Below are 26,212 nucleotides of genomic sequence, written 5' to 3'. Positions count from 1 at the left end.
AAAGCATTGTTTTTTTGATTCATCTGTGCTATATTATATCTGTAATAAGTGATTTACGAGAGGGGTAACCCTCTCGTTTATATTTGTAAACGGAGGGTTATATGTTAGAGAAAATCACAAGTTTAATTCAACCGATTTTAGATAATCATGATGTTTATCTTGATGATATTGAATATGTCAGCGAAAAAAACGAGTGGTATTTGAGGATCTTTATTGAAAAAAATGATGGACACTTAGATATGGATACTTGTGTTGCTGTTAGTGAAGATATTAGTTTGAAGTTGGATGAAGAAGATATCATTACAAATGAATACTATTTAGAGGTTTCTTCGCCTGGTGCTGAAAAACCATTAAAAACGTTAGAAAAAGTTCAACAATCTATTGGAGAATATGTTTATATTCAATTTAAAAAACCAACACTTGGAATGGATGAAGTCTATGGAACTCTTTTCAATGTTGATGGTGAAATGATTGAACTTCAATATATGGTTAAGAACATTAAAAAGAAATGTGATATTAAATATGATGATATTGCTTTCATCAGATTAGCTGTTAAGTTTTAAGGAGGAAAATAAAAATGGCTAGCAAGAAGTTTATTCAAGCTTTAGAATTATTAGAAAGTGAAAAAGGAATTGAAAAAGAAGTTGTATTAGAGGCATTAAAAGAAGCTTTAGAAAAGTCTTATAAGAAAAATTATGGTGGACCTGAATCTATTATTCGTGTTGATATTAATGAAAATAATGGAAAAATTCGTTTATATGAAATTAAACATGTTGTTGATGATGTCAATGATGAAGATTTTGAATTATCTTTAGAAGAAGCTCAAATGATTAATCCTAAGTACCAAATAGGTGATGATGTTGTTAATGAGATTGATCCAGAAGTTTTTGGTCGCTTAGCAGCAGTTCAAACAAAACAGTTATTAAAACAAAAGATTAGAGAAGCTGAAAAAGAAACACTTTACAATGAATTTGTTGATAAAAAAGATGATATTATTACAGGTATTGTAGATCGTGTTGAAGAACGATTTGCGATTATCAATATTGGCAGAACTGGAGCTTTGCTGCCATCTAATCAACAAATTCCTGGTGAAACAATCTACGAAGGACAACACTTAAAAGTCTATGTCAGTGATGTTGAAAGAAATACAAAAGGAACACATATTGGTGTTTCTAGAACTGAGCCTGGTTTAGTCAAAAGATTGTTTGAAATGGAAGTTCCAGAAATTTATGATGGGACTGTAGAAATTAAGTCTGTTTCTCGTGAAGCTGGAGATAGAAGTAAAATTGCTGTCTATACAACTAATGAAAATGTTGATCCGATTGGTTCTTGTGTTGGTCCCAAAGGGAGCCGTGTGCGCAATGTTGTTAATGAACTCAATGGTGAAATGATTGACATTGTTGAATGGAATGAAAATCCAGTTATCTTTATATCTCATGCTTTATCACCATCTGAAGTTGTAAATGTTGATATTAATGAGAATGACCATAGTGCACTTGTTATTGTCCCTGATAATCAATTGTCATTAGCAATTGGTAAGAAAGGACAAAATGCGAGATTGGCTGTAAGACTGACTGGTTGGAAAATTGATATTAAATCAGTAAGTGAAGCTGCTAGAGAAGGTATTATTTATGGTCAGGATGCTGAATTTGAAAAAACATTTGTAGAAGAAATGACAAAAGATGAACCTGTTATTGAAGATGTCATGATTGAAGAAAGTTTTGAAGAGTTAGAAGATATAATCGAAGAACCAATCACTGAAAATATCATTGTTGAAGAACCAGTCGTTCAACCAATTGTTGAAGAAGTCAAGGCAGATGTGGAAGTAACTGAGCCTGAAATACTTTTAGATGATGAAGTTGAAAATGATATGGAGACAAAAGTGATTGAAGAGGAGATATTTACTGATTATAGTGATCAAGATTATGATGACGAGGATTATGATGATTATGAAGATTATGATCCTAAATATGATGAAGATATTGATTATGATGAATTTGACAAATATTATGATGAAAAATAGAGGTGAAACTTATGAAAAAAGTACCTTTAAGAAAATGTGTGGCAACTGGTGAACAATTGCCAAAAAAAGAATTAATTCGCGTTGTTAAAAATAAAGAGGGTCAAGTTTTTGTTGATCCTACTGGAAAAATGAATGGTAGAGGAGCTTATCTGAAAAAAAGTCTTGAAGCTATTGAAATAGCACAAAAGAAAGCTATTTTGAAGCGTTCATTAGAAATTGATATTCCTAATGAGATATATGAGGAATTAAAGTCTTATGTTAAATAGTGATGTTTTTTCTTTATTAGGTCTTGCTGCGCGAGCAAGAAAAATTTGTTCAGGTGATGTCTTGCTTAAAGATATTCGTTCAAAAAGTGTTTCACTTGTTATTATAGCTGAAAATGCAAGTGATAATTCAAAGAAAAAATGGAGTGATAAATGTACTTATTATAAGATTGATTATCGTATAATAGGTACAAGTGATGAATTGTCTCATGCAGTTGGAAAAGATAACCGAGTTGCTGTGGGAATAAAAGATAAAGGTTTTGCAGATAAAATCAAATCAAAGTTAGGAGGTTGATATTATGGCAAAAAAGAATACTTCAACAAAAAAGAGAGGTAATCAGCATAAAAAGAAATTGATTTCTAATATTCCAAATAAAGCCAAAGAAGAAAAGAAAATTATTGGTGATGGAATTGTGGAATATGAGGAAGGGATTACTGTTGGAGAGTTAGCAGAAAAGATTGGACAAACACCTGCTAATGTTATTAAAGTTTTATTTGTGTTAGGAACAATGGTGACTATTAATTCATCTTTAGATGATGAACAAGTAGAATTGATTTGTCTTGAATATGGTTATGAAACAAAAAAGAAAGTTGTTGTCAGTGAAATTAACTTCGAAGAGATTGAGATTGTTGATGATGAAGCTGATTTAACAAGTCGTCCGCCAGTTGTGACAATTATGGGACATGTTGACCATGGAAAAACAACATTATTAGATTCAATTAGAAAATCTAAAGTTGTTGATGGTGAATTTGGTGGAATCACGCAGCATATTGGTGCATATCAAGTAGATGTGAATGGGAAAAAAGTAACTTTCTTGGATACACCAGGGCATGAGGCATTTACAGCTATGCGTGCACGTGGGGCACAGGTTACTGATATTGTTATCATTGTTGTAGCAGCTGATGATGGTGTTATGCCACAAACAAAGGAAGCTGTTGATCATGCTTTGGCCGCAAGAGTACCAATCGTTGTCGCTGTCAATAAAATTGATAAAGAAGGTGCTGATCCTGAACGTATCAAGGGTGAAATGAGTGAAATTGGATTAATGCCAGAAGAGTGGGGTGGAGAGACAATTTATTGTAATATCTCTGCTAAGCAAGGAACTGGTATTGATGAATTATTAGAAACATTAACTGTTGTTGCAGAATTGGCAGATTTGAAAGCAAATCCAAAACGTTATGCATATGGGACAGTTGTTGAGGGTAGACTTGATAAGGGACGTGGACCAGTTGCAACTTTATTAGTTGAAAATGGGACATTAAGATCAGGTGATCCTATTGTTGTAGGAACAGCATTTGGGCGTGTTCGTCAAATGTTAAGTGACAATGGAAGAGAGATCAAACATGCTGGTCCATCTACACCTGTTGAAATTACTGGGTTAAATGAAGTTCCTGTTGCAGGTGATAAGTTTATGGCTTTTGAAACTGAAAAAATGGCACGCCATGTTGGGGAAGAAAGACAAAAAGTAAAACAGGTTAAAGATCGTGGTATGAATTCAGCGATGAGTTTAGATGATTTATTTAATCAAATTAAAGAAGGACAAGTTGCTGATTTGAATATTATTGTTAAAGCTGATGTGAATGGAACTGCTGAAGCAGTCAAAGGATCATTGGAGAAGATTGATATTGATGGAGCAAGAGTCAATGTTATTCGATCTACAGTTGGTGCTATCAGTGAATCTGATGTTTTATTAGCAAGTGCTTCAAAAGCTATTATTTATGGTTTCAATGTCCGTCCAGATGCAAATGTAAGACGTAAGGCTGATGAAGAGGGCGTTCAAATTAGGTTGCATAACATTATTTATAAAATGGTTGAAGAAATTGAAGCAGCTATGAAAGGAATGTTAGCTCCTGAGTTTGAAGAAGTTGTAACTGGACAAGCAGAAATCAGACAAGTTATCAAGGTATCAAAAGTTGGGAATATTGCTGGATGTTATGTAACTGATGGTTATATTCGTAAAGACTGCGGTATTCGTTTAATTCGTGATGGTGTGGTTATTTATGAAGGTAAATTAGCTTCTCTTAAACGTTTTAAAGATGATGCAAAAGAAGTTGCAACTGGATATGAATGTGGTATGACAATTGAAAATTACAATGATATTAAAGAAGGCGATATTATTGAAGGTTATATCATGGAAGAAGTTGAAAGAAAATAGGAGTTGATTTCTAGTGGTATTAAAAAAAGAGAAAATGAATAATATTATTCAAAGGGAACTTTCTACTATTTTACAAACTGAAGTAAAAGATCCATCAATTGGCTTTTGTACAATTACTGGTGTTGATACAACAGCTGATTTATCAATTTCTAAAATCTATGTTTCATTCTTAAATAAAAATACTAAGAAAAGCATGGAGGCTTTAGAAAGATCTAAAGGGTTTATTCGTTCGTTATTAGCTAAGCGTTTGACAATTCGCAAATGCCCTGAACTTCATTTTGTTTTAGATACATCTTTGGAGTATGGAAATAAAATTGATAATATTATTGAGGAATTGAATGAGAAAGGTGAGTCGTAGGCTTGCCTTTTTTTATAATATACTATGTGAAATAATTGACATAGTATAATAATGAGTATAAAATATAAAAGACAATACAGAAAGAAGGAAAAAGAAAATATGTTATTAGAAGGAAAAATTGCAGTTGTCACTGGAGGAACAAGAGGAATTGGCTATGCAACAGTAAAAGCTTTTTTAGAGCAAGGAGCAAAGGTAGCGCTTTTTGGGTCAAGAGAAGAAACTGTCAAAATAGCTTTAGAAAAATTGAATGAAGAGAATGCTGATTATCCTGTCATAGGGCTGCACCCTAATTTGATGGATCCCCAAGAAGTGAAATCAGCGTTTCAAACAGTTGTTGATGAATTTGGGCGTATTGATATTCTTGTCAATAATGCTGGTATTTCACAAAGAGATAAAATATTTGATTATAATATTGAAGATTTTGAGATGATTATGAATTTGAATGTTAATGCTGTTTTTATATGTTCAAAAGAAGCAGCTTCTTTGATGAAGAATCAAGGTGGCGGAGTTATCTTGAATACAAGTTCTATGGTCTCTTTATATGGACAACCAGCTGGCGCAGGTTACCCAACATCAAAATTCGCAGTTAATGGGATGACAAAATCATTAGCACGAGAATTGGGAAAAGATCATATTCGAGTGAATGCTGTGGCTCCTGGTGTTATCAAAACAGATATGGTTGCTGCTTTACCAGATGAGGTTATCCAACCAATTATTAATACAATTCCACTAAGAAGAGTTGGAGAACCAGAAGATGTTGCGAATGCTTTTGTGTTTTTAGCGAGTGATATGGCTAGTTATATTACAGGTGTTATTTTGTCAGTTGATGGTGCAACAATGTCGTAAGAATTGGGTATACTTTTGTATACCTTTTTCTGTGTATTTTATTTGAAGATATGAAGAGAAGTGGTATAATATAACAAGGAGGACAAAATTATGAAAAAATGTATTGTGAACGGGAAAGTTATTCTACATGATGAAATTGTAGAAAAAAATATTTTTATTGAAAATGATAAAATAGTGGAAATAAGTCAGCGTCAGCCTTGCGATGAAGAAGTGATTGATGCTCATGGATTATATGTTGCGCCTGGATTTATTGATGTCCATACACATGGTCGTGCTGGAAGTGATACAATGTATCCAACTTTTGAGGATTTAAATACGATTTCAAAGGCTGCTTTAAAAACTGGTGTTACAACATTGTTGCCAACAACTATGACTATGCCTGCTGTAGATATTGCAAAAGCAGTAGAAAATCTTGCTATAAATAAAAATAAAGTTGAAGGTGCTCAGATATTAGGGACTCATCTTGAGGGACCTTTCTTCAATAAAATTTATAAAGGTGCTCAACCAGAAGAATGTATGATTCTTCCAACTGTTGAAAATTATTTATCTTTTGTAAAAGAACATCAAGATATAGTTAGAAAAATTTCAATTGCACCAGAATTAGAACATTCAATAGAATTAATTACTTATTTAAATGATAAGAACACAGTTGTATCTTTGGGACATACAAATGCAACATATGAAGAGGCTCAGGTGGCTATTGATGCAGGAGCAACTTCTGGAACACATACTTTTAATGCTATGACACCATTGACACATAGAGCACCTGGCGTTGTTGGTGCTATTATGGTGAATGATAGTGTTTATGCAGAACTTATCTTGGATGGTATTCATGTTAATTTTGCTGCAGCACAAGCTTTATTGCGTGCAAAAGGTAAAGATAAAGTGATTTTAATCACAGATTCAATAGAAGCTGCTGGATTACCTGATGGAACATATAAGCTTGGAACACAACCAGTATATGTTAAAAATGGTGAAGCAAGATTGGCTAATGGGGCATTAGCGGGAAGTATTGCTAATATGAATGATTGTGTGAGAAATGCTTTTGAGCATCTTGGGTTGACTTTAAATGAGGCTGTGAATTTAGCTAGTTATAATCCGGCACAAAGTTTAGGAGAACCATTATTAGGTGAAATTAAAGAAGGTAAGTTTGCTGATATTATTTTCTTTGATGATCGTATTAACATCCAAAAGACAATGATAAAAGGTGAAATGAAATAGGAGAATTTATTTATGACAATTTTGAAAAATGATTTGTTGGAAGTAGAATTAAATGCTAAAGGTGCAGAGATAATTAAAATTGTTGGTCAAAAGGACAATATGAATTATATGTGGAGAAGAGATCCTGTCCAATGGGCAAATAGTGCACCTATCTTATTTCCAATTGTTGGTGCTATTAATAATAATGAATGCCGTATAGATGGAAAAACCTATACAATGACGCAACATGGTTTTGCAAGGCATAATGAGTTTATGACACATCAGTTGTCAGATACGTGTGTAGAATTTGAATTGACTCCTAATGAAGATATTTTAAAACAGTATCCTTATTTATTTGATTTGAAGGTAATTTATACACTAAATCAAAATCAGCTAGAATGTCATTGCATTGTTAGGAACACAGATTCAAAAACAATTTATTTTCAAATTGGTGGACATCCAGCTTTTGCTTGTCCATTTATGGAAAATGAGTCAAGCAATGAATACTATATAGAATTTGAAAAAGATGAAACTTTAGATCAAAAAATCATTAATGTAGAAGAGCGTGGTATGTCTCATGAAACGAAACAACTCTTTGATCATGAAAGAAGATTTTTTATAAGACAAGCTCTTTTTAATAACGATGCAGTTGTTGTTAAAAATTTTCAATCGAAATGGGTTGCATTAAAGTCTATTCATCATCAAAAATCAATTAAATTTTATATGGAGAATTTTGAACACTTAGGAATTTGGGCTGCTAAACATGTAGGTGGTTTAATTGCTATTGAGCCTTGGGTTGGACATAATGATTATGTTGGATTTACAGGAGAATTTAAAGAAAAAGAAAGTATCGTTGCGCTTCCACAAAATCAGGAGTTCGAGTGTAAATTTACTGTAGAAATCAACCAATAGTGACAAAAAACTTAATTATGATTTGATATCATAGTTTTATGAAGATAAAAATAATTGAAAAAACACATGAATTAGATTTAGAAGATGCAGTTAATGATTTTATTGAGAAGGAAAATCCGACAATTCATAAAATTCATTATCAAGTTTCTATGACCTCTCACAATGGTGAACTGGAATACAGTTTTAGTTGTCTCATTGAATATTAATGATGATTTTTGCCATACTAACAATGGAGGTGAAATCATGGCTAAAGATGTAAAATGTACTGTAGAAAGTTGTAAATATAATTGTGATGGGTGTTGTGATGCAAGTTGTATTATGGTTGATAATTGTCATTGTCAACATGCAAAAGATGTTGCTGAAACAGCTTGTGACACATTTGAATTAAAATAGAAAAGGCTATTATAGCCTTTTTTCATTATGAAAAAGATGTTATAATGGACAAGGTGATATTATGAGAAAGACCATACTTTTATTGTTGTTTCTTGTTTTTTGTTCTGCATGTGCAGCATCAACACAAGAAGATAAACAATTTGAATTATATAACCAATTAAAAAAAGAGTTGATTGTTCGTGAAGATATGGATAAGGATATTCCTTGTCGTATTTCTGTGATTTTTAATCCTTTAGATAATGAATATCGTTATGATATTGTTATTGATCAAGTTCAGGAAAATATGTATGATATTATGGCAGTTGCTTATGCTCATGAGGATGATCAACAAATCTGTCCTACTATTGGGATATTTGATGAAGATACATATAGTTTAAAGGTTAATTACATAAATAAATCTGAGGGTTTTTATAAAGGGATACAATTATCTGGGAAATGTTCTCAGAAACAAACAATTAAGCTCTATTTACGTTATTTTACAGATGAGAAAAGAGAGAAAAGTGTTGAAAAATATATTGAGGTTAACGAAGAATGAGATTAGATAAGTTATTAGCCCATAGTGGTTTTGGAACAAGAAAAGAAGTTAAGGACTTTATCAAAAAAGGAATTGTCACAGTTAATGGAGAGATTGCTGAAAAAGATAAAATGCAAGTTGACCCACAAACTGATGAAGTCTGTGTCAATGGCGAAGTCATTACATATGAGGAATTTGTTTACTATATGCTCAATAAGCCTGCTGGCTATGTAAGTGCAACAGAAGACAATCTTTACCCAACTGTTGTTGATTTAATTGATGATTATTATCGAGATGATTTATTTCCAGTAGGAAGGTTAGATGTTGATACGGAGGGATTATTGTTGATAAGCAATGATGGTGTGTTGGCACATCAGTTATTATCACCGAAAAAACATTGTCCAAAAGTTTATTATGCAAAAATTAATGGAATTGTTACAAATCAGGATGTAGAAGCTTTTTTTAATGGAATAACTATAGATGACTATCAATGTCAAAGTGCTGAATTAAAGATTCTTAGTACAAGTGCTACAACAAGTGAAATTGAAGTCACTATCTATGAAGGGAAATTTCATCAGGTGAAAAAAATGTTTATAGCAGTAGGAAAAGAAGTGACATATTTAAAGAGAATTCGAATGAAAGATCTGTGTTTAGACAATTCTTTACAGCTCGGAGAATATCGTCATTTAACTGATGAAGAATTAGATAGATTAAAGGTATAAATTGTGATACAATAATATAAAAATTGGAGGAAAATATGCGTTTAAGAAATAACCCTAAAGCAAATGAGATTTTAGAAAATCACAAAGATGTTGTTGTGTTAAATACAAAAGAACACAAAGGTCATTGGAGAAATATCTTTGATAATGATAATCCTATATTTATTGAAATAGGTATGGGAAAAGGTGATTTTATTATAGAAAATGCCAAACAATATCCTAATATTAATTTTATTGGAGTTGAGAAATTTCCAAGTGTCATAGTAGGAGCACTTAAGAAGTATGATGATTCATCATATGATTTAAAAAATCTAAGATTTATGAAAGAAGATGCATTATTTTTAAATGAAGTCTTTGCAGATAATGAAATTAGTCGTATATACTTAAATTTCAGTGATCCTTGGCCTAAGAAAAAACATGCCAAGAGAAGGCTAACTTCTCATACATTTTTGCCAATATATCAAAAATTATTGAAGCCAGATGGAGAGTTAATATTAAAGACAGATAATCGAATATTGTTTGAATTTTCTTTAATATCGTTTCAACAATTTCACATGGATTTTCATGATATTTGCTTGGATTTGCATCACAGTGATGGATATGAAGATAACATTCAGACAGAATATGAAAGAAAGTTTTCACCATTTGGACCTATTTATAGAATTGTAACAACATTTAAAGGAGAGTAACTATGAATAACTTGTTAGAATTAAGTGATTTAGAATCATATGATAAGGCCACACAAGGAAAAGCTATAATGGTTTTTTCAACAACTTGGTGTCCGGATTGTCATTTTTTAAAAACTTTTATTGATAAATTAGTGGAAGAAAATAGGGATTGGACATTTTATTACATAGATAGAGATAAAATGGTTGACTTATGCATTGATTTAGATATTATGGGAATTCCATCTTTTATTGCTTATAAAGATGGTCTGGAAGTTTCGCGTTTCGTTAATAAATTGAGAAAAACACAATCTGATATACAAGCATTTATTGATGCAATAGAAGAATAGGTGGGATAAAATGAACTTACATGCTTTTTATAATTCAAAATATATTGGTGATGATTTGCTGATACGCTTATGTTCGCAAAGAGAAGTGACTCATTATCAGCAATATCATGATCTTTGTGTGCTATATCATCATGATCAAGTGATTGGATATAATCTTTTTCATGCATCTACATATATATCTTCATTACAAGATGGAAAAGTCAAAATAACACCTGAATTTGTTGAGCAGTTAAATCGGGTTTTAAAAAATGAAAATCAAGAATTGGTTGAAAGTGATTATGATGATAGATTCAGAGTTGGGAGGGTTATTCAAATTGAAGAACATCCCGATTCTGATCATATGCATATTTGCCAGGTCGATACTGGAGATGAAACTTTACAAATTGTATGTGGTGCACCCAATGTTGCTTTGAATCAATTGGTTGTTGTTGCTAAAAATGATGCAGTTATGCCATCTGGTTTAATAATTAAACCATCTTCTTTGCGTGGTGTTGAATCTCATGGTATGCTTTGTTCAGCAAAAGAACTTGCTTTGCCAAATGCTCCACAAGTACGTGGTATATTGATTTTAGATGAAAATGACTATCAAGTCGGAAATCCATTTTTTAAATAGGAGGTAAAATATATGTTTAAGAAATTTTTTATGAAAGATGAAGAAGAGGAAGAAGTTTATGAAACGGTTGATCCTGTCTTAGAACAAAGGCGTAAAGAGAAATTTAGCACCCCTCTCATTTATAATGAGGAAGAAGAGGAAAAGAAGCAAGAAGAAAAGAAAGAGGTTAAAAAAACTGAACCTAAGAAATTCATACCTCCTGTGAGTGAATCAACTTATCACATGAGTGAAATTATTTCACCTATTTCTGGTATAAAAGAAAGCAGAAAGCCAGAGGTACATGTTTCTAAGCCTAAACCTAAAAAAATAAAAAAAGATACTGATCATTTGATTCCTATTATTAGTCCTTTTTTTGGTCCAGCAGACGAACAAGAAGAAAAAGAAATTGAAGTTAAAGCTAAAATGGTCAAAGAAGAACCTAGTGTTGAACAAAATTTAAGAAATATTGCTAAAATTGTAGAAGAAGAACAAGATCAATTAAAAATTATTGAAGAACGTACAGGTGAATTTAAATTAGATTTGAATAAAGAAGATGAAGATTCGTTTATTGATGAAATTGAAGACTCTATGAGTTTAGATGAATTAATGAGTCTTTATGAAAAGAAATTTAAAGATTAATGAGAGGTATAGGGGTAGATATTGTTGATCTTGATCGATTAGATATTGATAATTTGCATTTTGTAGAACGTATATTAACGGTTGAAGAATATCAAATCTTTCGCATGATTCATACTCAGCAAAGAAAGCTAGAGTTTTTAGGTGGTCGCTTTGCAGGTAAAGAGGCTTATCTAAAAGCTCATCATACAGGCCTAGGTGGCATAGATTTTCATGATATACAGATACTTAATGATGAAACTGGTTGTCCTTATTTGAATGATAAAAAAGCACATATATCAATTTCTCATGAAAAAAAATATGCAATTGCATTCGTTGTATTAGAAGAGTAAAGCGTAAGCTTTACTCTTTGACGCTTAGATTGAAAGTAATACCAATTTCACTTGTGTCTTTTTTGTAAACTTATTGTTATATTTAATTCAAAGTCACACGAATTGGACTCTTGTATGCTGCCATATCAAGATATTTTTCAATATATAATTGTTGGTACTATTTTAAATATGTAAACAGGCTATAGAAATTCAGTTAACACTTATTATAGTTGTAATCATCACATTGACAATGAACTTATTATTTAATACTATAAAGATAGAAAGAGGTATCATAATAAATATTAATAAAAAGTGGGTGAAATTGATTGATATGAACCTTTGATAATCATTAGTTGTAATCTTACAATATGAATTTGAAAGAGAGGGGATAGTATGAATAAGCGCATTGTTTTAATAATTGTTTTATCTTTGTTATTTGTTTTTTGGCTATTATGTGTGGGATTTCCTAGACATATGGGAAATTCATATTCGTCAGTCAAAGCGTTCGAACTCAGTACAGGAAGGCATTTTTATGATTTTTATGCTCCAGAATATTATTTAGATCAGACATCAAAGAAACAAACTCTTAGTGCAATAAATTATGTGAAGATTTGGTATCAAGGAAGTGTAGATAATGATTACAGCATGCAATTTCAAGTTAATAATAGTTTAGAGGTGAGTTATTCGGTATCAGAGTTTACTAAAGATGAATTTGAAAAAATAGAAGCAGAATATGAATTGATAGATAAAGATTTTAATATCTATTATTGTTTTGACAGTTCTGGTGTTTACGTGGCAGCTCATAACAATAATGAAAAGAGTATAATAAGAATTAGGATAAACAATTCGCAAATAGATACAGAGTTAGATAAAATGAAAACTATTGTTTATGAAATTATGAAGGACAGCATAAAATTAAATGAAGAAAATCATTAAAGTAAAGAGAATGTAAAATGCTTAATGGCTTTCATATATGCTTTTACAATATCTTTAAGCATGATCACAGTGAAAGTGGAAAATTGTACATATAACATAAAATTTATTGATACAAATGAATAAACTTTTATAGTTAAAATAAATAATAATGTAGAAGAGATTAAATATATGAAAATATTATAGATTCAGAGATGATGGGAGAATTATAAATCGTTACTGAAATGAGCTTTCTTATAACGGGGATATCTAAGATATCCCTTGTTTTATATTGTAAAGATTATAAATGTTATTTTTTAAATTTAAAATAAGTCTATTAAAATATATCTAAATAATGAATTTTGGACTTATATTTGCGACTTATTGATGAAAAAAGTTTCTTTTTTTGATAAATTGAGAACCAAAATGTATAAATATGCTGTAATAATAGGAAAAATGGAGAATTTGGTCATTTGTTTGTCTTCCTTTATAATGAAGAAGAGGAGGAGAAAACTATGTTTAATGAAATCATTGTTATAGGGAGGTTGGCAAATAAGCCTGTTATGAGAGAAACACAAAATGGTATAAAACTGGCAACAATTGTCCTAGATATTGAAAGACCTTATAGAAATAATTTAGGTATCAATGATCATGACTACATTACATGTGTGCTTTGGAAAGGTATTAGCCAGCAAGTCATGGATTGCTGTGATATTGGAAGCTTTTTAGGGGTTAAAGGGCGATTACAATCAAGGACATTTGAATCTGCTGATAATCAATCAATGACTGTCATGGAAGTGAAAGTCGAACATGTTGAATTTTTTGATAAATATTTTATAAAAAAGTAGTATTAATACTACTTTTTTGTTTCTTTTTTAATAATAATTGTGTAAAATAGATAAAGTAAAAAGAAAGGAGTTTGATTATGAAAATAGATCAATCACATATTAGAAATTTTTCTATTATTGCGCATATCGATCATGGAAAGTCTACTTTGGCTGACAGAATTTTACAATTAACAGGTGCTGTTAGTGATAGGGAAATGAAAGAACAACTCCTTGATAGTATGGATTTAGAAAGAGAACGTGGAATTACAATTAAATTGAATGCTGTTCAATTAACATATACTGCTAAAAATGGGGAAACATATTTATTGCATCTTATTGATACACCGGGACATGTCGATTTCACATACGAGGTATCTCGTTCATTAGCAGCTTGTGAGGGAGCAGTTTTGGTTGTTGATGCTGCTCAAGGCGTAGAAGCACAAACCTTAGCTAATGTTTTCTTGGCATTGGATAATGATTTAGAGATTTTACCAGTAATTAATAAAATTGATTTACCGAGTGCTGATCCACAACGTGTCATTCAAGAAATCGAAGATATCATTGGATTGCCCGCAGATGAAGCACCTTTGATTTCTGCTAAGACAGGATTGAATGTTATTGATGTTCTAGAAGACGTTGTTAAAAATGTTCCAGCTCCTCGAGGTGATGTGAGTCATCCGACTCAGGCATTGATATTTGACTCTCTTTATGATAGTTATCGAGGTGTTATTGTTTTTGTATGTGTTAAAGAGGGTAAAATTAGTGTTGGAGATCAAATTAAATTTATGGCAAGTCATGCAATTTATGAAGTTGTAGAACTTGGTGTAAGAAATCCTAAAGAAGTTAAAAAAGATTCTTTGGTCACTGGAGAAGTTGGATGGATTGCTGCTTCAATCAAATCTATCCAAGATGTTCATGTTGGGGATACAATTACAACACTCTCACAACCTGCACAGACACAATTGCCAGGATATCGTCGTCTAAATCCAATGGTTTATTGTGGACTTTATCCAGTTGATAATGCAAGATATAAGGATTTAAGAGAAGCTTTGGAGAAAATGAAATTGAGTGATTCGTCACTGATTTTTGAACCTGAAACATCACAGGCATTAGGATTTGGATTCAGATGTGGTTTTTTAGGTCTGCTGCATATGGATGTTATTGAAGAACGATTGGAAAGAGAATTTGATTTAGAATTAATCGCTACAGCTCCTTCAGTTGTTTATCATTGTTATTTAACTGATGGTTCAATGTTGGAAATTGATAATCCTGCATCGTTACCAGGGCCACAGAAAATTGATCATATAGAGGAACCATATGTAAAAGCATCGATTATGACACCTCATGAATATGTTGGACCTATTATGGAACTTTGCCAATCTAAGCGTGGAGAATATATGGATATAGAATATATTGATGATTTGCGTCGTAATGTTATTTATATGATTCCATTAAGTGAAATAGTCTATGATTTCTTTGATAAATTAAAATCTTGTACAAAAGGATATGCATCTTTTGATTATGAATTTGATGATTATCGTACAAGTAAATTGACGCGTATGGATATTATGCTAAATGGTGATGTTGTTGATGCTCTTTCAACAATAGTTCACAAAGACTTTGCTTATAATCGCGGTCGTATTATTTGTGAAAAATTAAAGGAAATTATTCCTAAACAAATGTTTGAAGTTCCTATTCAAGCTGCTCTACAAGGGAAAGTGATAGCAAGAACAAACATTAAGGCAATGCGTAAGAATGTTTTGGCTAAATGTTATGGTGGGGATATTTCACGTAAGAAAAAACTTTTAGAAAAACAAAAAGAAGGGAAAAAGCGTATGAAGGCTGTTGGGAGTGTAGAAATTCCTCAAGAAGCTTTTATGGCTATACTTTCTGTTGACGATGATTAATCCATTTAACTAATGAAGGTCTCTTAGCCATCTATGAACAGGTGGCTATTTTTATGTTGTTCATTTTTATTGTATATTTAAAAAATATACGTTAAGTAACTGTCAATTTTATTGTGGTTATAATTCACTGTATTCAATTTCTTAAGAATGAATTAAGAAAATTTGTGAAATTCTCTTTTTCTTTTGGGTTGATTTACTTTCAATATCGTTTATAATATAATAGGTCATGGAGGTGCATGAAATGAGTTTTTGGAAAAAGAATCAGATCAGATTTGATGGTAAAAAAGAAGTAGAAACAAGGCTTAAAAATCAAACTGATCATGTTATCTCTAGAAGATTTAAAATATTAATGGTTGGTGTGGCGATTGGTGGTGCAATCTTATTGATTCGTTTGTTTATGACACAAATTGGACAAAAAGATTATTATGCAACTAAACTTTCTCAATACAATACAAGTATATTTACAAGTGATACTTTTAGAGGAAATATTTATGATAGAAATTATAACAGACTTGTTTATAATAAAAATATCAATTGTGCAACATATTATGCTGTCAAGAATATTCAACCTGAAGAAATTGAGGTTATTATTAATTTTTTAATTAATAATGTAACAGTTGATATAAGCGATGTAAAACCGCGTGATAAAAAAGATTATCTTATAAAAAAAGATGAAGAATTTGTGAAGAGTCTTTTGACTGCTGAAGAATTAAAGCAGGATTCTGATACTGTTTATAAATTACAGATTGAGCGTATTACTGATGAAATGGTTAATCAGAGGTTGACTGAAAATGATATAAAATATTATATGCTATATTTTAAAATTGCAAATTGCACAAGAGGATCAACGGTGCTTTTGGAAGGACTTTCTATTAAGGAAGCAAGTATTATTGGTGAAAACTCAAGTCTTTTAAGAGGGATTAAAGTAACAAATGATTGGTCAAGAGAATATACATACAAGAACTCTTTGAATCAGGTTTTAGGGAAAGTGACAACTAAAAAACAAGGGCTTCCAGCCAATACAAAAGATATCTTATTGGCAGAAGATTATAACAATGATGCGCGTGTAGGTGTTAGTGGGCTTGAAGCTCAATATGAACATATTCTCAGTGGTGACAATGCAAAATATTCTATCTCCTATGATAGAAATGGAACGCCAATTGTTCAACCGGTTTCTAGTGGCTCTAAAGGAAGTAATATGCGTATAACTATTGATTGGGAACTACAGGAAATTTTGAATAAAGAAATTGAAGATTTTTTAAAAAACAGGTCAGGTGGTCCTAACAATAATCATATTTTTATTACTTTAATGGATCCAAATAGTGGTGAAATTGTTGCTATGGCAGGGAAAAAACGTGATACAAAAACTGGCGAAATTAGCGATTTTGCAGCTGGAAACTATCTTTATGCATATGCTATTGGATCCACATTTAAAGGTGCAACAATATATACGGCATTTAAAGAAAATTTAATTACAAAAAACACATATTTTAATGATACTGCTGATGGGATTCAAATCAAAGGAACTCCTGTTAAACGATCATGGAATAAGAGTGGTCTTGGGCGCTTAAATGAGATACAGGCATTGGCCCAGTCTTCAAACGTCTATATGTTCTATGTTGCTATTAAACTAGGCGGTGGTGTTTATGTTCCTCGTGAAACTCTCAATATTGATCCCAAGGCATTTGATATTTTGCGTAAGGATGCTGGTGAATTAGGTTTGGGTGTTAAAACTGGTTTAGATGTTCCTAAAGAAGAATTGGGGTATCGTGGAGATGTTACTAAACGTCAAGGCGGGAACTTACTTGACTTTGCAATTGGTCAATATGATACATATACGCCAATGCAGATGGCTCAATATGTTTCAACTATAGCCAATGGTGGAAAAAGAATTCAACCACATTTGTTTATGGATTCGTTTACTGAAACAGAAGAGGGAGAAAAGATTTCTCTTCTTCAACATAAAGTGAAAGTTCTTGATGATGTTTCAAGTTATACATTAGCTTTTGAACGTGTTCAAACTGGCTTTAGAGAAGGGTGTGTCTCAGGATTAGCTAAAAGTATTAATGGATCATATCAAGCGGCTGGTAAGACTGGTACAGCACAGGTTATGATCAAGGGTGAAGAATATCAGAATCGTGCTTTTGTTGGTTATGCTCCATATGATAATCCTCAAATTGCAGTTGCTTGTATGTCAGATACACAAACAAGAACATCAACGAGTGCATGTAATGGTTTATCAAAAACTGCTTTTACAAAATACTTTGAGAAATATGGAGTAAAAAGTGAATAAAATTGTAGCAATTTTCTAAACTTTATGCTATTATAGTATGGCGAAGTCATGATGGAGGTGTAAAAATGAGAGAAAACATCATTTTAAAATGTACTGAATGTGGTGAAGAAAACTACATTAATACTAAGAATAAAAGAAATCATCCAGATCGAATGGAAGTAAAAAAATATTGTTCAAGATGTAATAAAAAAACAACTCATAAAGAAAAGAAATAAGCCAATTGGCTTTTTTTCTTTAGGGAAAAGGAGATTGTCATGATAAAGAAACTTATTTTAGGTATGATGCAAACCAATTGTTATGTTGTATATAATAGTGAAAAAGAATGTATTGTTATTGACCCGGGGGCTAATGGTCAAAAAGTGGCTAAATTCATTGATGAAAATGAATTATTTCTTAAAGCCATTTTGTTAACTCATGGGCATTTTGATCATGTGGGTGCTGTTGATTATTTATATAGTAAATATAAATGTTCTATTTACACTCATAAAGAATCAATAGAATTGATGAGAGATGCTCAATTGAATCTATCTTTTTATGAAAAGTCATTTACTGTTGATTCACCTATCCAGGAAGCACATGATAAGATGGTGTTAGCAGGATATGAGATTCGATGGTTGTTGTTAGAGGGACACTGTCAAGGGAGTAGTATGATTTACATTCCTTCTGAAAATGCCTTAATGAGTGGAGATGTTTTGTTTGCTGGATCTATTGGGCGTTATGATTTTCCTACATCTTCACATTTACAGACAAAAAAATCATTAGAACAAATTAAAGAATTTACGTTTGACGCAAGGCTATTACCAGGTCATGGTGAAGAAAGTACACTGAAATATGAACAACAGAATAATCCTTATTTAAAGTCATAATAAAAAATTATGACTTTTTTTCATAAAAAAGAAGAAAAATCAAAAATAAATGAGAATATATATATTAGGAGGGTAATTATGGAAGAACTATTTGACAAAATGTTTTATAGAGCATTGAAAAGAAAGGCCACTGATATTCATCTTGTTCTCAAAGAGCAATTGAGTATTCGATTTCGAATTTTTGGAGATTTAAAGAAATATGAGGATATTGATAAGGTCATTGGCAGAAAATTGATGAATTATATTAAATATAAGTCTTCAATTAATACCAATTATAAATTATTGCCTCAAACTGGTGACTTTTCAGTAATAGTACATCAAAAAGAATTTTTTCTAAGAGTATCTTATTTGCCATCACAAGAATTTGAAAGTATCGTTATTAGAATTCTAAACAATCATAAGGTCCTCAAAATTAATGAATTAACTTATCTTAAAAACATTCAAGATTTTTTGTATTGGTTAACCAGACAATCAACAGGTTTGTTTTTGATAGGTGGTGCAACTGGCTCAGGAAAATCAACAACACTTTATACTGTTTTAAAGGAAATTATACGACTACATAACAAAAATATCATTACTATTGAAGATCCTATAGAAATGCATCTTCAGGATTGTTTACAAATTGAATTAAATGAGACATTGGGGATTACTTACCATAATACATTGAAACAAATTTTGCGTCATGATCCAGATGTTATCATGATAGGAGAAATAAGAGATGAACAAACTGCAAAAATAGCCATTACATGCGCATTAACAGGACATCTTGTATTAACAACTATCCATGCTAGTAATGCTCCTTTGTTATTAAAGAGATTGATGAATTTGGGGATATCCCAAGTTGATATAATTGATGTGGTCATTGGCGCTATATCACAAAAAATGATATATGATAAGGAAAATGAAAGAGTGATTGTTCTTTCAGAATTAATGAACCAATTAGAGATTAAAAACTATTTAGAGAAGGATTGTCTTAACTATATTAATTTTTCTGATCAGGCTGAACAACTTATATCTCAGGGATTTTCATCTGATTTGTTTATTGAGGAAGCTTATGAATAAGGATTATATGTTTCTTAAAAATTTTTATACACTTTTAAGTAGTCATTATACGGTTGAAGAATCACTGATTATTTGTAAACATATTTTAAATCATCCGGCTATTCCATATATGAATAATGAACTTCAAAAAGGAATGGATTTAGAAAATATTATATTAAATGCTGAACTGCCAGAATTATTTAAAGAATATTTCTATTTTTTTAAAAACAAGAAATGTTTATCAGAAGCCATTGAAAAAAGCTTAGATATTTGCACATCATTACAAAATTATCAAAATCAATTAAAATCGAAGCTAACTTATCCTCTTATTCTTATTGTGTTTTTATTTCTTTTTTCTGTTTTTGTAGTTTTTATTTTATTGCCTAATGTTAATCAACTTTTTATTTCATTTCAAATTGAAAAGACATTATGGATTCAGGTGGCATTTATTTCATTTTATTTGATTCCTTTTTTGATAATTGTATTGGGTATAGCTGTTGTTTATTTGTTAACAAAATTAATAATAGCACTTAAGAAAAAGTCATTTCGTATTATTGAATGGTACTTAAAATTGCCATTGTTTAAGGTGTTTTTACAGAAATATTTTTCACTTAAATTTGCTACATACTATCAGGAATTACTCACTGAGGATATGGATAGTGCAAGAATTATTAAACTTTTAAATGAACAGATGAATCATAGTGATTTAAAAATTGTTTTATATGAAATGAATAATCGTTTGCAAGAGGGAGAAACATTAGAAGATATTCTTGTGGACTTTGAATATTTAGATCCTTTGTTTCTTAGTTTTTTTCAAATGTATATGAAAAATCCTACACAACATGATTCATTAATATATTATATACAATTAACTTATGATCAGATAGATTTGTGGATTGCTAGTTTTCTAAAATATCTAATACCCTCTATTTATAGTTTTGTGGCAGTTTTTGTAATAACGATTTATATATCTATTATTATTCCGATGATGAATATTATCTCTGAAATTTAGAAAGGAAGGGTTTATATGAACAAAAAAGGTTTTACATTAATTGAAATGATATTTTGTATTAGCGTTATCTTAGTTATTCTCTTATTAGTTATTCCAAACGTGACATCAAAAAATACAGTTGTTAAAAATAAAGGGTGTGATGCTCAAATTGAAGTTGTCAATTCTCAAATATTATTGTATGAAATAGAGAATGGAGAATTACCAACAAGTATTTCTGATTTAACAGGTGGGACACATCCTTATTTGACTGAAAAGCAAGGAATATGTCCTAATGGAAAAAGCATTTCAATTGATGATGGTCAAGCATATGTTGACGAATAGAGGTTTTACATTGGTGGAAACACTATTTGTTTTATTTATTATTTGTATGCTCTCTTTGCTCACAATGACATTGCATCTACCAAATAAGAATAATCAAGTCATTATTCAAGAAATAACAGAATTTTTAAATCAAGCAAAATTGGAAGCGATCGTTTCAAAAAAAACTGTTACAGTTCAATTTTTAAAAGATAAGGTCCTCTGGAAAACGACTGATAAAGAAAAAAACTATCAATTAAGTGAAAACACTTATTTTGATTCATACAAAATGACTTTTAATTCGGCTGGTCATATTAAAACTGCAAAAACTGTTACATATCATACTTTGCAACAGGATTTTCAGTTTGTATATCAAGTTGGTAGTGGGTGCTTTTATGTTCAATAATAAAGGCTCCACTCTGATTGAAAGTTTGTTGGCTTTTGAAATATTTATATCAGTATTAATTGTGTTAATAACATCATTGACAACTATATATAATCATGAATTAAGATTGAAAGAAAATTATACTAAAATTTTGGAGAAGGAGGAGGTATTATTAGAAAAAGAAGATTTTATAGGTTTAATCGAAGAGGTTTTACATTAGTTGAGGTTCTTTTATCTTTGTCAATTACAATGATTATTGTATTGTCATTAACAGGTTTTTATCGTATAATTGCTCACTCGAATCAAATATCTTCTTATGATGAGGATATCTATATTGCTGCCAAACAGGTGAGTCAGTATGCTATAGGGAGTTGTTATGAAGAAGTTGATGATTCTTATACATATTATAATTTTGAACAAGAGGAGGTAACTTTTGAGCTCAACAATAGACGACTTGTAAAAACTCCTGGATTTGAAATTATGTTGACGAATATTGATAACTTATATTTTGTTATAGAAAATAATAATATATATATGAATATTGAAAGAAGCGAAAGAGAATATCGTTTTTTGGTTAACTATGCAAAAGAAAAAGAGGAGGAAGATATTCCTGATGAAGAACTTGAATAATCGTGGATCAATTCTTCAGATCGTTTTGGTTATTTTTCTTGTTATTATTTTTGTTATAACGACATGTCTTATGACAATGCAATTCAATGTTAGTAATTACAAATTAGTGGATTTAATGATGAAACAGAAGAATCTTGAAATTAACCTTATTGCATATTATGTTGATCAAATGGAAAATGATATTTTATTAAGCGATGATTATGAAGAATCAGGATATCATATTTATAACCAAATTGATGATTTGGGAACAGTCTATGATATTACAACATATGTAGAGTCAAAAGAAATGAATTATAGTTTTTTCGTTCAAATAAGTATGGAAAATTTTAGGGTTTTAAAATTTGAATATAGGGAGGTGTAACCATGTTTTATTTTATTATGGCATTATTAATAATAAGTTTTATATTAACATATTTAAGGCAAAAACGTTATCAAGATAATCGTGATATGCAATTCAAACTTCGTATGGCAAGTTTTATATTATTGTTGCTTGTGGCATATTTTACATTTTTTGTAGCATAGAATAAAAGAAAAAGCACAAAAATAAAGCGAATATGGTATACGTGTTATTTTTTATTTTACATATTCATAGAAATTTGTTATAATTCTAAAGGAAATTATACAAAGGAGAGATTGATTATGATTAATGTTGGTGATTTAAGACCAGGTATGACTTTTCAATATGATGGCAACTTATATGTTGTTCTAGAATACTCACATAATAAAACTGCACGTGCAGCTGCAAATATTAAAGTGAAAATGAAAAACATGAGAACTGGTTCTACAACTGAAGTTACATTTGGAAATAGTGAAAAAGTTGCTAAAGCACATATTGAAAAAAGAAAAATGCAATATCTATATGATAGTGGAGATATGTTAGTTTTTATGGATAATGAGACATATGACCAAATTGAAATACCTAGTGATCGTTTACAATGGGAATTAAATTTCTTAAAAGCTTCTGATGAAGTGGAAGTTACAAGTTTTGAAAATGAAGTTTTAGGAGTGCAATTACCAGTAAATGTTGCTTTTACAATTACAGAAACTGAACCAGCTGTGAAAGGTGATACTGCAACAGGTGCATCTAAAAATGCGACAATTGAGACAGGATTTCAAATTAAAGTGCCATTATTCATCAGCGAAGGTGAAAAAGTTATTGTTAATACTGAAGATGGTAAATATCAAGGAAGAGCGTAAGCTCTTTTTTTCATATTTTTAAATGTTTATTCATATAGTGTAGAAGACAAAGGAGAATGGGATATGAATAAACAAGCTTTTACTTTTTTAACACTCTTTAGTTTGATATTAGTGTTGTCTATTTATTACATTATGTTACCACCAAGTTCTAATCAAGAAGTTGTCACCAATACACAAACAACAATTGAACAATTGCAACAACAATTAAATAAAAAAAGAGATGATATCATTGCTAAAAACAATGAGATTATTGCTAAAGAATCAAGTACATCAGATTCTATCAATGAAGCGCTTGAAACAATTAGTGAAACGAAAAACCTTGGTGAAAAAGAAAAGAGTATTGTTGCAAAGATTAAAGAACTTGGATATCAAGATGTTTATGTTGAAATAGACAATCAAACAATTAAAGTAACTGTTTTAAAGAAAGATGCAACACAAAGTGATGCTTCAAAAGTTATCAAAGAAGTTTTAAAGTTGGTAGGAGATAATTATCAAGTTGAAGTCAAATTTATTAGTGAATAACCTTGTAATTTTATGACTTTTTATATACAATAGAGTATAGAAAAGAGGTAATATTATGGCACATAATGAATACTATACATTTGATCAAGGAACTGTGAATGGAAAGATTTTAATGAATATTCAAGTCTTTGATGAAATTACTAAGAAAACTGTAAGTGAAATGAAAAATGTTTCTTTAGATACATCTAAAGGTATTCAAATTCCTGGAACAAAAGCAGTTGTTTCTTGTTCAATTAAGGATAACGAAGTTTATGTATGCATTCATGTTCGTTTGAAATATGGTGTGAATGTGTCTAAAATGACAAGAGAAATACAAGAAAAAATTGCAACTTCTATTAAACAAATGACAGGCGTTTTAGTTAAACATGTTGATATTGAAGTTGATAATATTGATTTCTAGCAACAAAAGTAAGAATATGCATTCTTACTTTTCTTTTGTTTATTTTTATCGTTATTTGTGGTAGAATAAGTTATATTTAGAGAGTGTGGAGGCATTTTGATTTTATGGAAAAAACACGAAGACAAATCGCTAGAGAAAAAGCAACTATTGGAGTTTATCAGAATCTTTTGGTTGATAGTTCTCTTGAAGATATTTTAACTTTTTTGAGCGAAGAAAAAACATTGACAAAAAGTGAAGAGACAATGGCATTTAGTCGTTGGTTAGTAGAAACAACTCTTCAAAATAAAGAATCATATCAAACTTTGATAGAAAAACATTTAAAGAAGGGTTGGAAATTCGAACGTTTGAGTATGATGGAAAAAGCTATTTTAATGATTGCTGCCTGTGAGTTATTAGAGTCTGATTTACCTAAAACTATCGTTATTAATGAAGCAGTTTTAAATGCTAAGAAATTCTGTGATGATGATTCTTACAAATTCATTAATGGTGTATTAGGTCAAATTATTTAATGGAAAGACAATACATAAGTGTTTTTGCTTTAAATAAGTATATTAAGGCAAAGATGAATCAAGATGTTTCTTTGCAAAATGTTTATATTAAAGGAGAAATTTCAAATTATAGGCCACATCCTAGTGGTCATCTTTATTTCACTTTAAAAGATGAGAATTCCAGGGTAAGTGCAATTATGTTTGCATCTGCCGCCCGTAAGATGAGTTTTCAAATTGAAAATGGTATGCAAGTTTTTATTCATGCGAGCGTTTCAGTATATGAGGCTTCTGGACAATATCAACTTTATGTTCAAACAATTCAACAGGATGGTATAGGAAACCTTTATCTGCAATATGAAGCACTAAAAAGAAAATTGGAAAAAGAGGGACTCTTTGATCTAAAGTATAAGCAATCTATTCGTTCTTTCCCTAAAGGAATTGCAGTTTTGTCAGCTAAGCAAGGTGCTGCTGTACAAGATATTGTTCGAACAATACATTTACGATTTCCTTTTGCAAAAGTCATTGTTTTTCCAATACCTGTTCAGGGTAAAAATGCTTATTTACAGATTATTGAAACTTTAAAACAAGTTGATACCTTAGGCTTTGATACAATTATTTTAGCAAGAGGTGGTGGCTCTATTGAAGATTTATGGAATTTTAATGAAGAAGATTTAGCACGTTGTGTTTTTGCATGTCAAACACCTATTATAACAGGCATTGGACATGAAACTGATTTTACAATTTGTGATTTTGTCAGTGATTATCGTAGTGCGACTCCAACAGCTGCAGCGGTGAAAGCAACACCTGATCAAAAAGAACTGAGAGTATATCAAGAAAACTTACAAAGACAATTGTTATATAAAATGAAACATCGCCTAGATGTACAAAGACAATACTTATCTCGTTTACAACAATCTTATTACTTAAATAATCCAGAAGTGATTTATTCTCATGAGTTTTTAAGATTGACTAAATTGCAGGATAAGTTGTCATATCAATTTAAAGTTTTTGATATGCGAGTGTATCAACAACTAGCAAGTTATCAAACCGAACTTAAAAATCAAATAGATTTGAAATTACAGGCATATGAACATCAATTGCATCAACATATTACAACTTTAGATGCATTGAGTCCACTGAAGGTTTTACAAAGAGGTTATACACTCATTCAAAAAGAAAAAACTATGATTAAGAAATCAAAAGATTTAAAATCTGGAGATATTATTGATATTCAATTTCAAGATGGTCATCAAAAAGCAGAGATTAAGTAGGTGAGAAAATGGAAAATATGACATATGAAAAAGCTATTTCACGTTTAGAAGAAATTGTTTCAAAACTTGAAGGAAATGAAATACCTTTAGAGGATAGTATTGCATTGTTTCAAGAAGGAATTGAATTATCTAAATATTGTGATGATAAACTTAAGAATATTCAAGAAAAAGTTGCTCAGATTTATGAAAATGGACAATTAAAAGATATGAAGACAGAGGAATAGTT

Annotated in this window: 37 protein-coding genes and 1 pseudogene; all 38 read left to right on the top strand. The window is 30.6% G+C overall.

Annotated features, from left to right (window positions below):
- Nucleotides 1–101 precede the first annotated feature (101 nt).
- The 38 genes and pseudogenes from rimP (at nt 102) to xseB (ending at nt 26,210) form a co-directional block, all read left to right on the top strand.
- Nucleotides 102–563 carry a ribosome maturation factor RimP gene (rimP, locus tag AC5M21_RS01705; RefSeq protein WP_008789726.1) on the top strand — a complete coding sequence of 154 codons (462 nt, stop codon included), beginning with the start codon at nt 102–104 and terminating at the stop codon, nt 561–563.
- A gap of 14 nt (nt 564–577) precedes the next feature.
- The gene (nusA, locus tag AC5M21_RS01700; protein WP_008789725.1) at nt 578–2,023 is read left to right on the top strand and encodes a transcription termination factor NusA; all 1,446 of its coding nucleotides are present in this window, start codon (nt 578–580) and stop codon (nt 2,021–2,023) included.
- Between the two features lie 11 nt (nt 2,024–2,034).
- Entirely contained in the window at nt 2,035–2,289 is a 255-nt protein-coding gene (gene rnpM, locus AC5M21_RS01695; RefSeq protein WP_008789724.1) for an RNase P modulator RnpM, read from the top strand.
- Entirely contained in the window at nt 2,279–2,581 is a 303-nt protein-coding gene (locus AC5M21_RS01690) for a L7Ae/L30e/S12e/Gadd45 family ribosomal protein (RefSeq protein WP_008789723.1), read from the top strand. Before rnpM ends, AC5M21_RS01690 begins: the two co-directional genes overlap by 11 nt.
- A 4-nt stretch (nt 2,582–2,585) precedes the next feature.
- On the top strand, nt 2,586–4,442 hold the full coding sequence (gene infB / locus AC5M21_RS01685) for a translation initiation factor IF-2 (RefSeq protein ID WP_008789722.1): 1,857 nt from the start codon (nt 2,586–2,588) through the stop codon (nt 4,440–4,442).
- A gap of 13 nt (nt 4,443–4,455) precedes the next feature.
- Nucleotides 4,456–4,800, top strand: coding sequence for a 30S ribosome-binding factor RbfA (rbfA, locus tag AC5M21_RS01680; protein WP_008789721.1), 345 nt, complete (start codon nt 4,456–4,458; stop codon nt 4,798–4,800).
- Nucleotides 4,801–4,899: 99 nt separating this feature from the next.
- Complete coding sequence (locus tag AC5M21_RS01675; RefSeq protein ID WP_008789720.1) at nt 4,900–5,646, top strand: SDR family NAD(P)-dependent oxidoreductase; 747 nt, start codon at nt 4,900–4,902, stop codon at nt 5,644–5,646.
- Nucleotides 5,647–5,736: 90 nt separating this feature from the next.
- Nucleotides 5,737–6,867 carry an N-acetylglucosamine-6-phosphate deacetylase gene (gene nagA, locus AC5M21_RS01670; protein ID WP_008789719.1) on the top strand — a complete coding sequence of 377 codons (1,131 nt, stop codon included), beginning with the start codon at nt 5,737–5,739 and terminating at the stop codon, nt 6,865–6,867.
- Nucleotides 6,868–6,879: 12 nt separating this feature from the next.
- A complete protein-coding gene (locus AC5M21_RS01665) occupies nt 6,880–7,758 on the top strand; it encodes an aldose 1-epimerase family protein (protein ID WP_008789718.1) in 879 nt (292 codons plus the stop codon).
- Nucleotides 7,759–7,796: 38 nt separating this feature from the next.
- Complete coding sequence (locus tag AC5M21_RS01660) at nt 7,797–7,964, top strand: sporulation protein Cse60 (RefSeq protein ID WP_008789717.1); 168 nt, start codon at nt 7,797–7,799, stop codon at nt 7,962–7,964.
- A gap of 37 nt (nt 7,965–8,001) precedes the next feature.
- Entirely contained in the window at nt 8,002–8,151 is a 150-nt protein-coding gene (locus AC5M21_RS01655; RefSeq protein ID WP_008789716.1) for a DUF1540 domain-containing protein, read from the top strand.
- A gap of 61 nt (nt 8,152–8,212) precedes the next feature.
- Nucleotides 8,213–8,686 carry a hypothetical protein gene (locus AC5M21_RS01650; RefSeq protein WP_008789715.1) on the top strand — a complete coding sequence of 158 codons (474 nt, stop codon included), beginning with the start codon at nt 8,213–8,215 and terminating at the stop codon, nt 8,684–8,686.
- Complete coding sequence (locus tag AC5M21_RS01645; RefSeq protein WP_008789714.1) at nt 8,683–9,387, top strand: pseudouridine synthase; 705 nt, start codon at nt 8,683–8,685, stop codon at nt 9,385–9,387. The genes AC5M21_RS01650 and AC5M21_RS01645 overlap by 4 nt, the downstream gene beginning before the upstream one ends.
- Before the next feature lie 35 nt (nt 9,388–9,422).
- On the top strand, nt 9,423–10,073 hold the full coding sequence (gene trmB, locus AC5M21_RS01640; RefSeq protein ID WP_008789713.1) for a tRNA (guanosine(46)-N7)-methyltransferase TrmB: 651 nt from the start codon (nt 9,423–9,425) through the stop codon (nt 10,071–10,073).
- A 2-nt stretch (nt 10,074–10,075) separates the two neighbouring features.
- Nucleotides 10,076–10,399, top strand: a complete 324-nt coding sequence (locus tag AC5M21_RS01635; protein WP_008789712.1) for a thioredoxin family protein — start codon at nt 10,076–10,078, stop codon at nt 10,397–10,399.
- Nucleotides 10,400–10,409: 10 nt separating this feature from the next.
- Entirely contained in the window at nt 10,410–11,012 is a 603-nt protein-coding gene (gene ytpR, locus AC5M21_RS01630) for a YtpR family tRNA-binding protein (protein WP_008789711.1), read from the top strand.
- A gap of 12 nt (nt 11,013–11,024) precedes the next feature.
- Entirely contained in the window at nt 11,025–11,630 is a 606-nt protein-coding gene (locus tag AC5M21_RS01625) for a hypothetical protein (RefSeq protein WP_017143737.1), read from the top strand.
- Entirely contained in the window at nt 11,630–11,959 is a 330-nt protein-coding gene (gene acpS / locus AC5M21_RS01620) for a holo-ACP synthase (RefSeq protein ID WP_008789708.1), read from the top strand. The genes AC5M21_RS01625 and acpS overlap by 1 nt, the downstream gene beginning before the upstream one ends.
- Nucleotides 11,960–12,331: 372 nt before the next feature.
- Complete coding sequence (locus AC5M21_RS01615) at nt 12,332–12,874, top strand: hypothetical protein (RefSeq protein ID WP_008789707.1); 543 nt, start codon at nt 12,332–12,334, stop codon at nt 12,872–12,874.
- Between the two features lie 491 nt (nt 12,875–13,365).
- Nucleotides 13,366–13,698 (top strand): single-stranded DNA-binding protein, encoded by a 333-nt coding sequence (locus AC5M21_RS01610; protein ID WP_008789706.1) that lies wholly within the window; start codon nt 13,366–13,368, stop codon nt 13,696–13,698.
- Nucleotides 13,699–13,775: 77 nt separating this feature from the next.
- Entirely contained in the window at nt 13,776–15,584 is a 1,809-nt protein-coding gene (gene lepA / locus AC5M21_RS01605) for a translation elongation factor 4 (protein ID WP_008789705.1), read from the top strand.
- 241 nt (nt 15,585–15,825) lie between these two features.
- Complete coding sequence (locus tag AC5M21_RS01600) at nt 15,826–17,877, top strand: peptidoglycan D,D-transpeptidase FtsI family protein (protein ID WP_017143736.1); 2,052 nt, start codon at nt 15,826–15,828, stop codon at nt 17,875–17,877.
- 65 nt (nt 17,878–17,942) lie between these two features.
- Entirely contained in the window at nt 17,943–18,092 is a 150-nt protein-coding gene (gene rpmG, locus AC5M21_RS01595) for a 50S ribosomal protein L33 (RefSeq protein ID WP_008789703.1), read from the top strand.
- 39 nt (nt 18,093–18,131) lie between these two features.
- A complete protein-coding gene (locus tag AC5M21_RS01590; protein WP_008789702.1) occupies nt 18,132–18,743 on the top strand; it encodes an MBL fold metallo-hydrolase in 612 nt (203 codons plus the stop codon).
- A gap of 78 nt (nt 18,744–18,821) precedes the next feature.
- Complete coding sequence (locus tag AC5M21_RS01585; protein WP_008789701.1) at nt 18,822–19,805, top strand: ATPase, T2SS/T4P/T4SS family; 984 nt, start codon at nt 18,822–18,824, stop codon at nt 19,803–19,805.
- Nucleotides 19,798–20,796, top strand: a complete 999-nt coding sequence (locus AC5M21_RS01580) for a type II secretion system F family protein (RefSeq protein ID WP_008789700.1) — start codon at nt 19,798–19,800, stop codon at nt 20,794–20,796. Before AC5M21_RS01585 ends, AC5M21_RS01580 begins: the two co-directional genes overlap by 8 nt.
- Nucleotides 20,797–20,811: 15 nt before the next feature.
- On the top strand, nt 20,812–21,117 hold the full coding sequence (comGC, locus tag AC5M21_RS01575) for a competence type IV pilus major pilin ComGC (protein WP_008789699.1): 306 nt from the start codon (nt 20,812–20,814) through the stop codon (nt 21,115–21,117).
- Complete coding sequence (gene comGD / locus AC5M21_RS01570) at nt 21,068–21,499, top strand: competence type IV pilus minor pilin ComGD (protein ID WP_236916456.1); 432 nt, start codon at nt 21,068–21,070, stop codon at nt 21,497–21,499. Before comGC ends, comGD begins: the two co-directional genes overlap by 50 nt.
- 147 nt (nt 21,500–21,646) lie before the next feature.
- A pseudogene (locus tag AC5M21_RS01565) lies at nt 21,647–21,715 on the top strand (prepilin-type N-terminal cleavage/methylation domain-containing protein); the annotation flags it as partial.
- Entirely contained in the window at nt 21,716–22,108 is a 393-nt protein-coding gene (locus tag AC5M21_RS01560) for a competence type IV pilus minor pilin ComGF (RefSeq protein WP_008789696.1), read from the top strand.
- Nucleotides 22,092–22,469, top strand: coding sequence for a hypothetical protein (locus AC5M21_RS01555; RefSeq protein ID WP_017143735.1), 378 nt, complete (start codon nt 22,092–22,094; stop codon nt 22,467–22,469). The genes AC5M21_RS01560 and AC5M21_RS01555 overlap by 17 nt, the downstream gene beginning before the upstream one ends.
- 2 nt (nt 22,470–22,471) lie before the next feature.
- Nucleotides 22,472–22,630 carry a hypothetical protein gene (locus AC5M21_RS01550; RefSeq protein ID WP_008789694.1) on the top strand — a complete coding sequence of 53 codons (159 nt, stop codon included), beginning with the start codon at nt 22,472–22,474 and terminating at the stop codon, nt 22,628–22,630.
- 117 nt (nt 22,631–22,747) lie between these two features.
- Nucleotides 22,748–23,305: an elongation factor P gene (gene efp, locus AC5M21_RS01545; RefSeq protein WP_008789693.1), complete on the top strand. Its 558-nt coding sequence runs from the start codon at nt 22,748–22,750 to the stop codon at nt 23,303–23,305.
- Between the two features lie 63 nt (nt 23,306–23,368).
- The gene (locus AC5M21_RS01540; RefSeq protein WP_008789692.1) at nt 23,369–23,827 is read left to right on the top strand and encodes a SpoIIIAH-like family protein; all 459 of its coding nucleotides are present in this window, start codon (nt 23,369–23,371) and stop codon (nt 23,825–23,827) included.
- A 55-nt stretch (nt 23,828–23,882) separates the two neighbouring features.
- Nucleotides 23,883–24,227, top strand: a complete 345-nt coding sequence (locus AC5M21_RS01535; RefSeq protein WP_008789691.1) for an Asp23/Gls24 family envelope stress response protein — start codon at nt 23,883–23,885, stop codon at nt 24,225–24,227.
- 104 nt (nt 24,228–24,331) lie between these two features.
- Complete coding sequence (gene nusB / locus AC5M21_RS01530) at nt 24,332–24,736, top strand: transcription antitermination factor NusB (protein WP_008789690.1); 405 nt, start codon at nt 24,332–24,334, stop codon at nt 24,734–24,736.
- Nucleotides 24,736–25,986, top strand: coding sequence for an exodeoxyribonuclease VII large subunit (gene xseA, locus AC5M21_RS01525; protein WP_008789689.1), 1,251 nt, complete (start codon nt 24,736–24,738; stop codon nt 25,984–25,986). The genes nusB and xseA overlap by 1 nt, the downstream gene beginning before the upstream one ends.
- A gap of 8 nt (nt 25,987–25,994) precedes the next feature.
- The gene (gene xseB / locus AC5M21_RS01520) at nt 25,995–26,210 is read left to right on the top strand and encodes an exodeoxyribonuclease VII small subunit (RefSeq protein WP_008789688.1); all 216 of its coding nucleotides are present in this window, start codon (nt 25,995–25,997) and stop codon (nt 26,208–26,210) included.
- Nucleotides 26,211–26,212: the final 2 nt, after the last annotated feature.

It is taken from the genome of Coprobacillus sp., from assembly GCF_984815275.1.
Note: the sequence above shows the minus strand (reverse complement) of the source record. Positions and strands in the feature narration are given on the sequence as shown.

What these genes read in the sequence shown, in the direction of transcription:
- rimP (WP_008789726.1), top strand. Translation starts at nt 102, where the DNA reads ATGTTAGAGAAAATCACAAGTTTAATTCAACCGATTTTAGATAATCAT.
- nusA (WP_008789725.1), top strand. Translation starts at nt 578, where the DNA reads ATGGCTAGCAAGAAGTTTATTCAAGCTTTAGAATTATTAGAAAGTGAA.
- rnpM (WP_008789724.1), top strand. Translation starts at nt 2,035, where the DNA reads ATGAAAAAAGTACCTTTAAGAAAATGTGTGGCAACTGGTGAACAATTG.
- AC5M21_RS01690 (WP_008789723.1), top strand. Translation starts at nt 2,279, where the DNA reads ATGTTAAATAGTGATGTTTTTTCTTTATTAGGTCTTGCTGCGCGAGCA.
- infB (WP_008789722.1), top strand. Translation starts at nt 2,586, where the DNA reads ATGGCAAAAAAGAATACTTCAACAAAAAAGAGAGGTAATCAGCATAAA.
- AC5M21_RS01675 (WP_008789720.1), top strand. Translation starts at nt 4,900, where the DNA reads ATGTTATTAGAAGGAAAAATTGCAGTTGTCACTGGAGGAACAAGAGGA.
- nagA (WP_008789719.1), top strand. Translation starts at nt 5,737, where the DNA reads ATGAAAAAATGTATTGTGAACGGGAAAGTTATTCTACATGATGAAATT.
- AC5M21_RS01665 (WP_008789718.1), top strand. Translation starts at nt 6,880, where the DNA reads ATGACAATTTTGAAAAATGATTTGTTGGAAGTAGAATTAAATGCTAAA.
- AC5M21_RS01660 (WP_008789717.1), top strand. Translation starts at nt 7,797, where the DNA reads ATGAAGATAAAAATAATTGAAAAAACACATGAATTAGATTTAGAAGAT.
- AC5M21_RS01655 (WP_008789716.1), top strand. Translation starts at nt 8,002, where the DNA reads ATGGCTAAAGATGTAAAATGTACTGTAGAAAGTTGTAAATATAATTGT.
- AC5M21_RS01650 (WP_008789715.1), top strand. Translation starts at nt 8,213, where the DNA reads ATGAGAAAGACCATACTTTTATTGTTGTTTCTTGTTTTTTGTTCTGCA.
- AC5M21_RS01645 (WP_008789714.1), top strand. Translation starts at nt 8,683, where the DNA reads ATGAGATTAGATAAGTTATTAGCCCATAGTGGTTTTGGAACAAGAAAA.
- trmB (WP_008789713.1), top strand. Translation starts at nt 9,423, where the DNA reads ATGCGTTTAAGAAATAACCCTAAAGCAAATGAGATTTTAGAAAATCAC.
- AC5M21_RS01635 (WP_008789712.1), top strand. Translation starts at nt 10,076, where the DNA reads ATGAATAACTTGTTAGAATTAAGTGATTTAGAATCATATGATAAGGCC.
- ytpR (WP_008789711.1), top strand. Translation starts at nt 10,410, where the DNA reads ATGAACTTACATGCTTTTTATAATTCAAAATATATTGGTGATGATTTG.
- AC5M21_RS01625 (WP_017143737.1), top strand. Translation starts at nt 11,025, where the DNA reads ATGTTTAAGAAATTTTTTATGAAAGATGAAGAAGAGGAAGAAGTTTAT.
- acpS (WP_008789708.1), top strand. Translation starts at nt 11,630, where the DNA reads ATGAGAGGTATAGGGGTAGATATTGTTGATCTTGATCGATTAGATATT.
- AC5M21_RS01615 (WP_008789707.1), top strand. Translation starts at nt 12,332, where the DNA reads ATGAATAAGCGCATTGTTTTAATAATTGTTTTATCTTTGTTATTTGTT.
- AC5M21_RS01610 (WP_008789706.1), top strand. Translation starts at nt 13,366, where the DNA reads ATGTTTAATGAAATCATTGTTATAGGGAGGTTGGCAAATAAGCCTGTT.
- lepA (WP_008789705.1), top strand. Translation starts at nt 13,776, where the DNA reads ATGAAAATAGATCAATCACATATTAGAAATTTTTCTATTATTGCGCAT.
- AC5M21_RS01600 (WP_017143736.1), top strand. Translation starts at nt 15,826, where the DNA reads ATGAGTTTTTGGAAAAAGAATCAGATCAGATTTGATGGTAAAAAAGAA.
- rpmG (WP_008789703.1), top strand. Translation starts at nt 17,943, where the DNA reads ATGAGAGAAAACATCATTTTAAAATGTACTGAATGTGGTGAAGAAAAC.
- AC5M21_RS01590 (WP_008789702.1), top strand. Translation starts at nt 18,132, where the DNA reads ATGATAAAGAAACTTATTTTAGGTATGATGCAAACCAATTGTTATGTT.
- AC5M21_RS01585 (WP_008789701.1), top strand. Translation starts at nt 18,822, where the DNA reads ATGGAAGAACTATTTGACAAAATGTTTTATAGAGCATTGAAAAGAAAG.
- AC5M21_RS01580 (WP_008789700.1), top strand. Translation starts at nt 19,798, where the DNA reads ATGAATAAGGATTATATGTTTCTTAAAAATTTTTATACACTTTTAAGT.
- comGC (WP_008789699.1), top strand. Translation starts at nt 20,812, where the DNA reads ATGAACAAAAAAGGTTTTACATTAATTGAAATGATATTTTGTATTAGC.
- comGD (WP_236916456.1), top strand. Translation starts at nt 21,068, where the DNA reads ATGGAAAAAGCATTTCAATTGATGATGGTCAAGCATATGTTGACGAAT.
- AC5M21_RS01555 (WP_017143735.1), top strand. Translation starts at nt 22,092, where the DNA reads ATGAAGAACTTGAATAATCGTGGATCAATTCTTCAGATCGTTTTGGTT.
- AC5M21_RS01550 (WP_008789694.1), top strand. Translation starts at nt 22,472, where the DNA reads ATGTTTTATTTTATTATGGCATTATTAATAATAAGTTTTATATTAACA.
- efp (WP_008789693.1), top strand. Translation starts at nt 22,748, where the DNA reads ATGATTAATGTTGGTGATTTAAGACCAGGTATGACTTTTCAATATGAT.
- AC5M21_RS01540 (WP_008789692.1), top strand. Translation starts at nt 23,369, where the DNA reads ATGAATAAACAAGCTTTTACTTTTTTAACACTCTTTAGTTTGATATTA.
- AC5M21_RS01535 (WP_008789691.1), top strand. Translation starts at nt 23,883, where the DNA reads ATGGCACATAATGAATACTATACATTTGATCAAGGAACTGTGAATGGA.
- nusB (WP_008789690.1), top strand. Translation starts at nt 24,332, where the DNA reads ATGGAAAAAACACGAAGACAAATCGCTAGAGAAAAAGCAACTATTGGA.
- xseA (WP_008789689.1), top strand. Translation starts at nt 24,736, where the DNA reads ATGGAAAGACAATACATAAGTGTTTTTGCTTTAAATAAGTATATTAAG.
- xseB (WP_008789688.1), top strand. Translation starts at nt 25,995, where the DNA reads ATGGAAAATATGACATATGAAAAAGCTATTTCACGTTTAGAAGAAATT.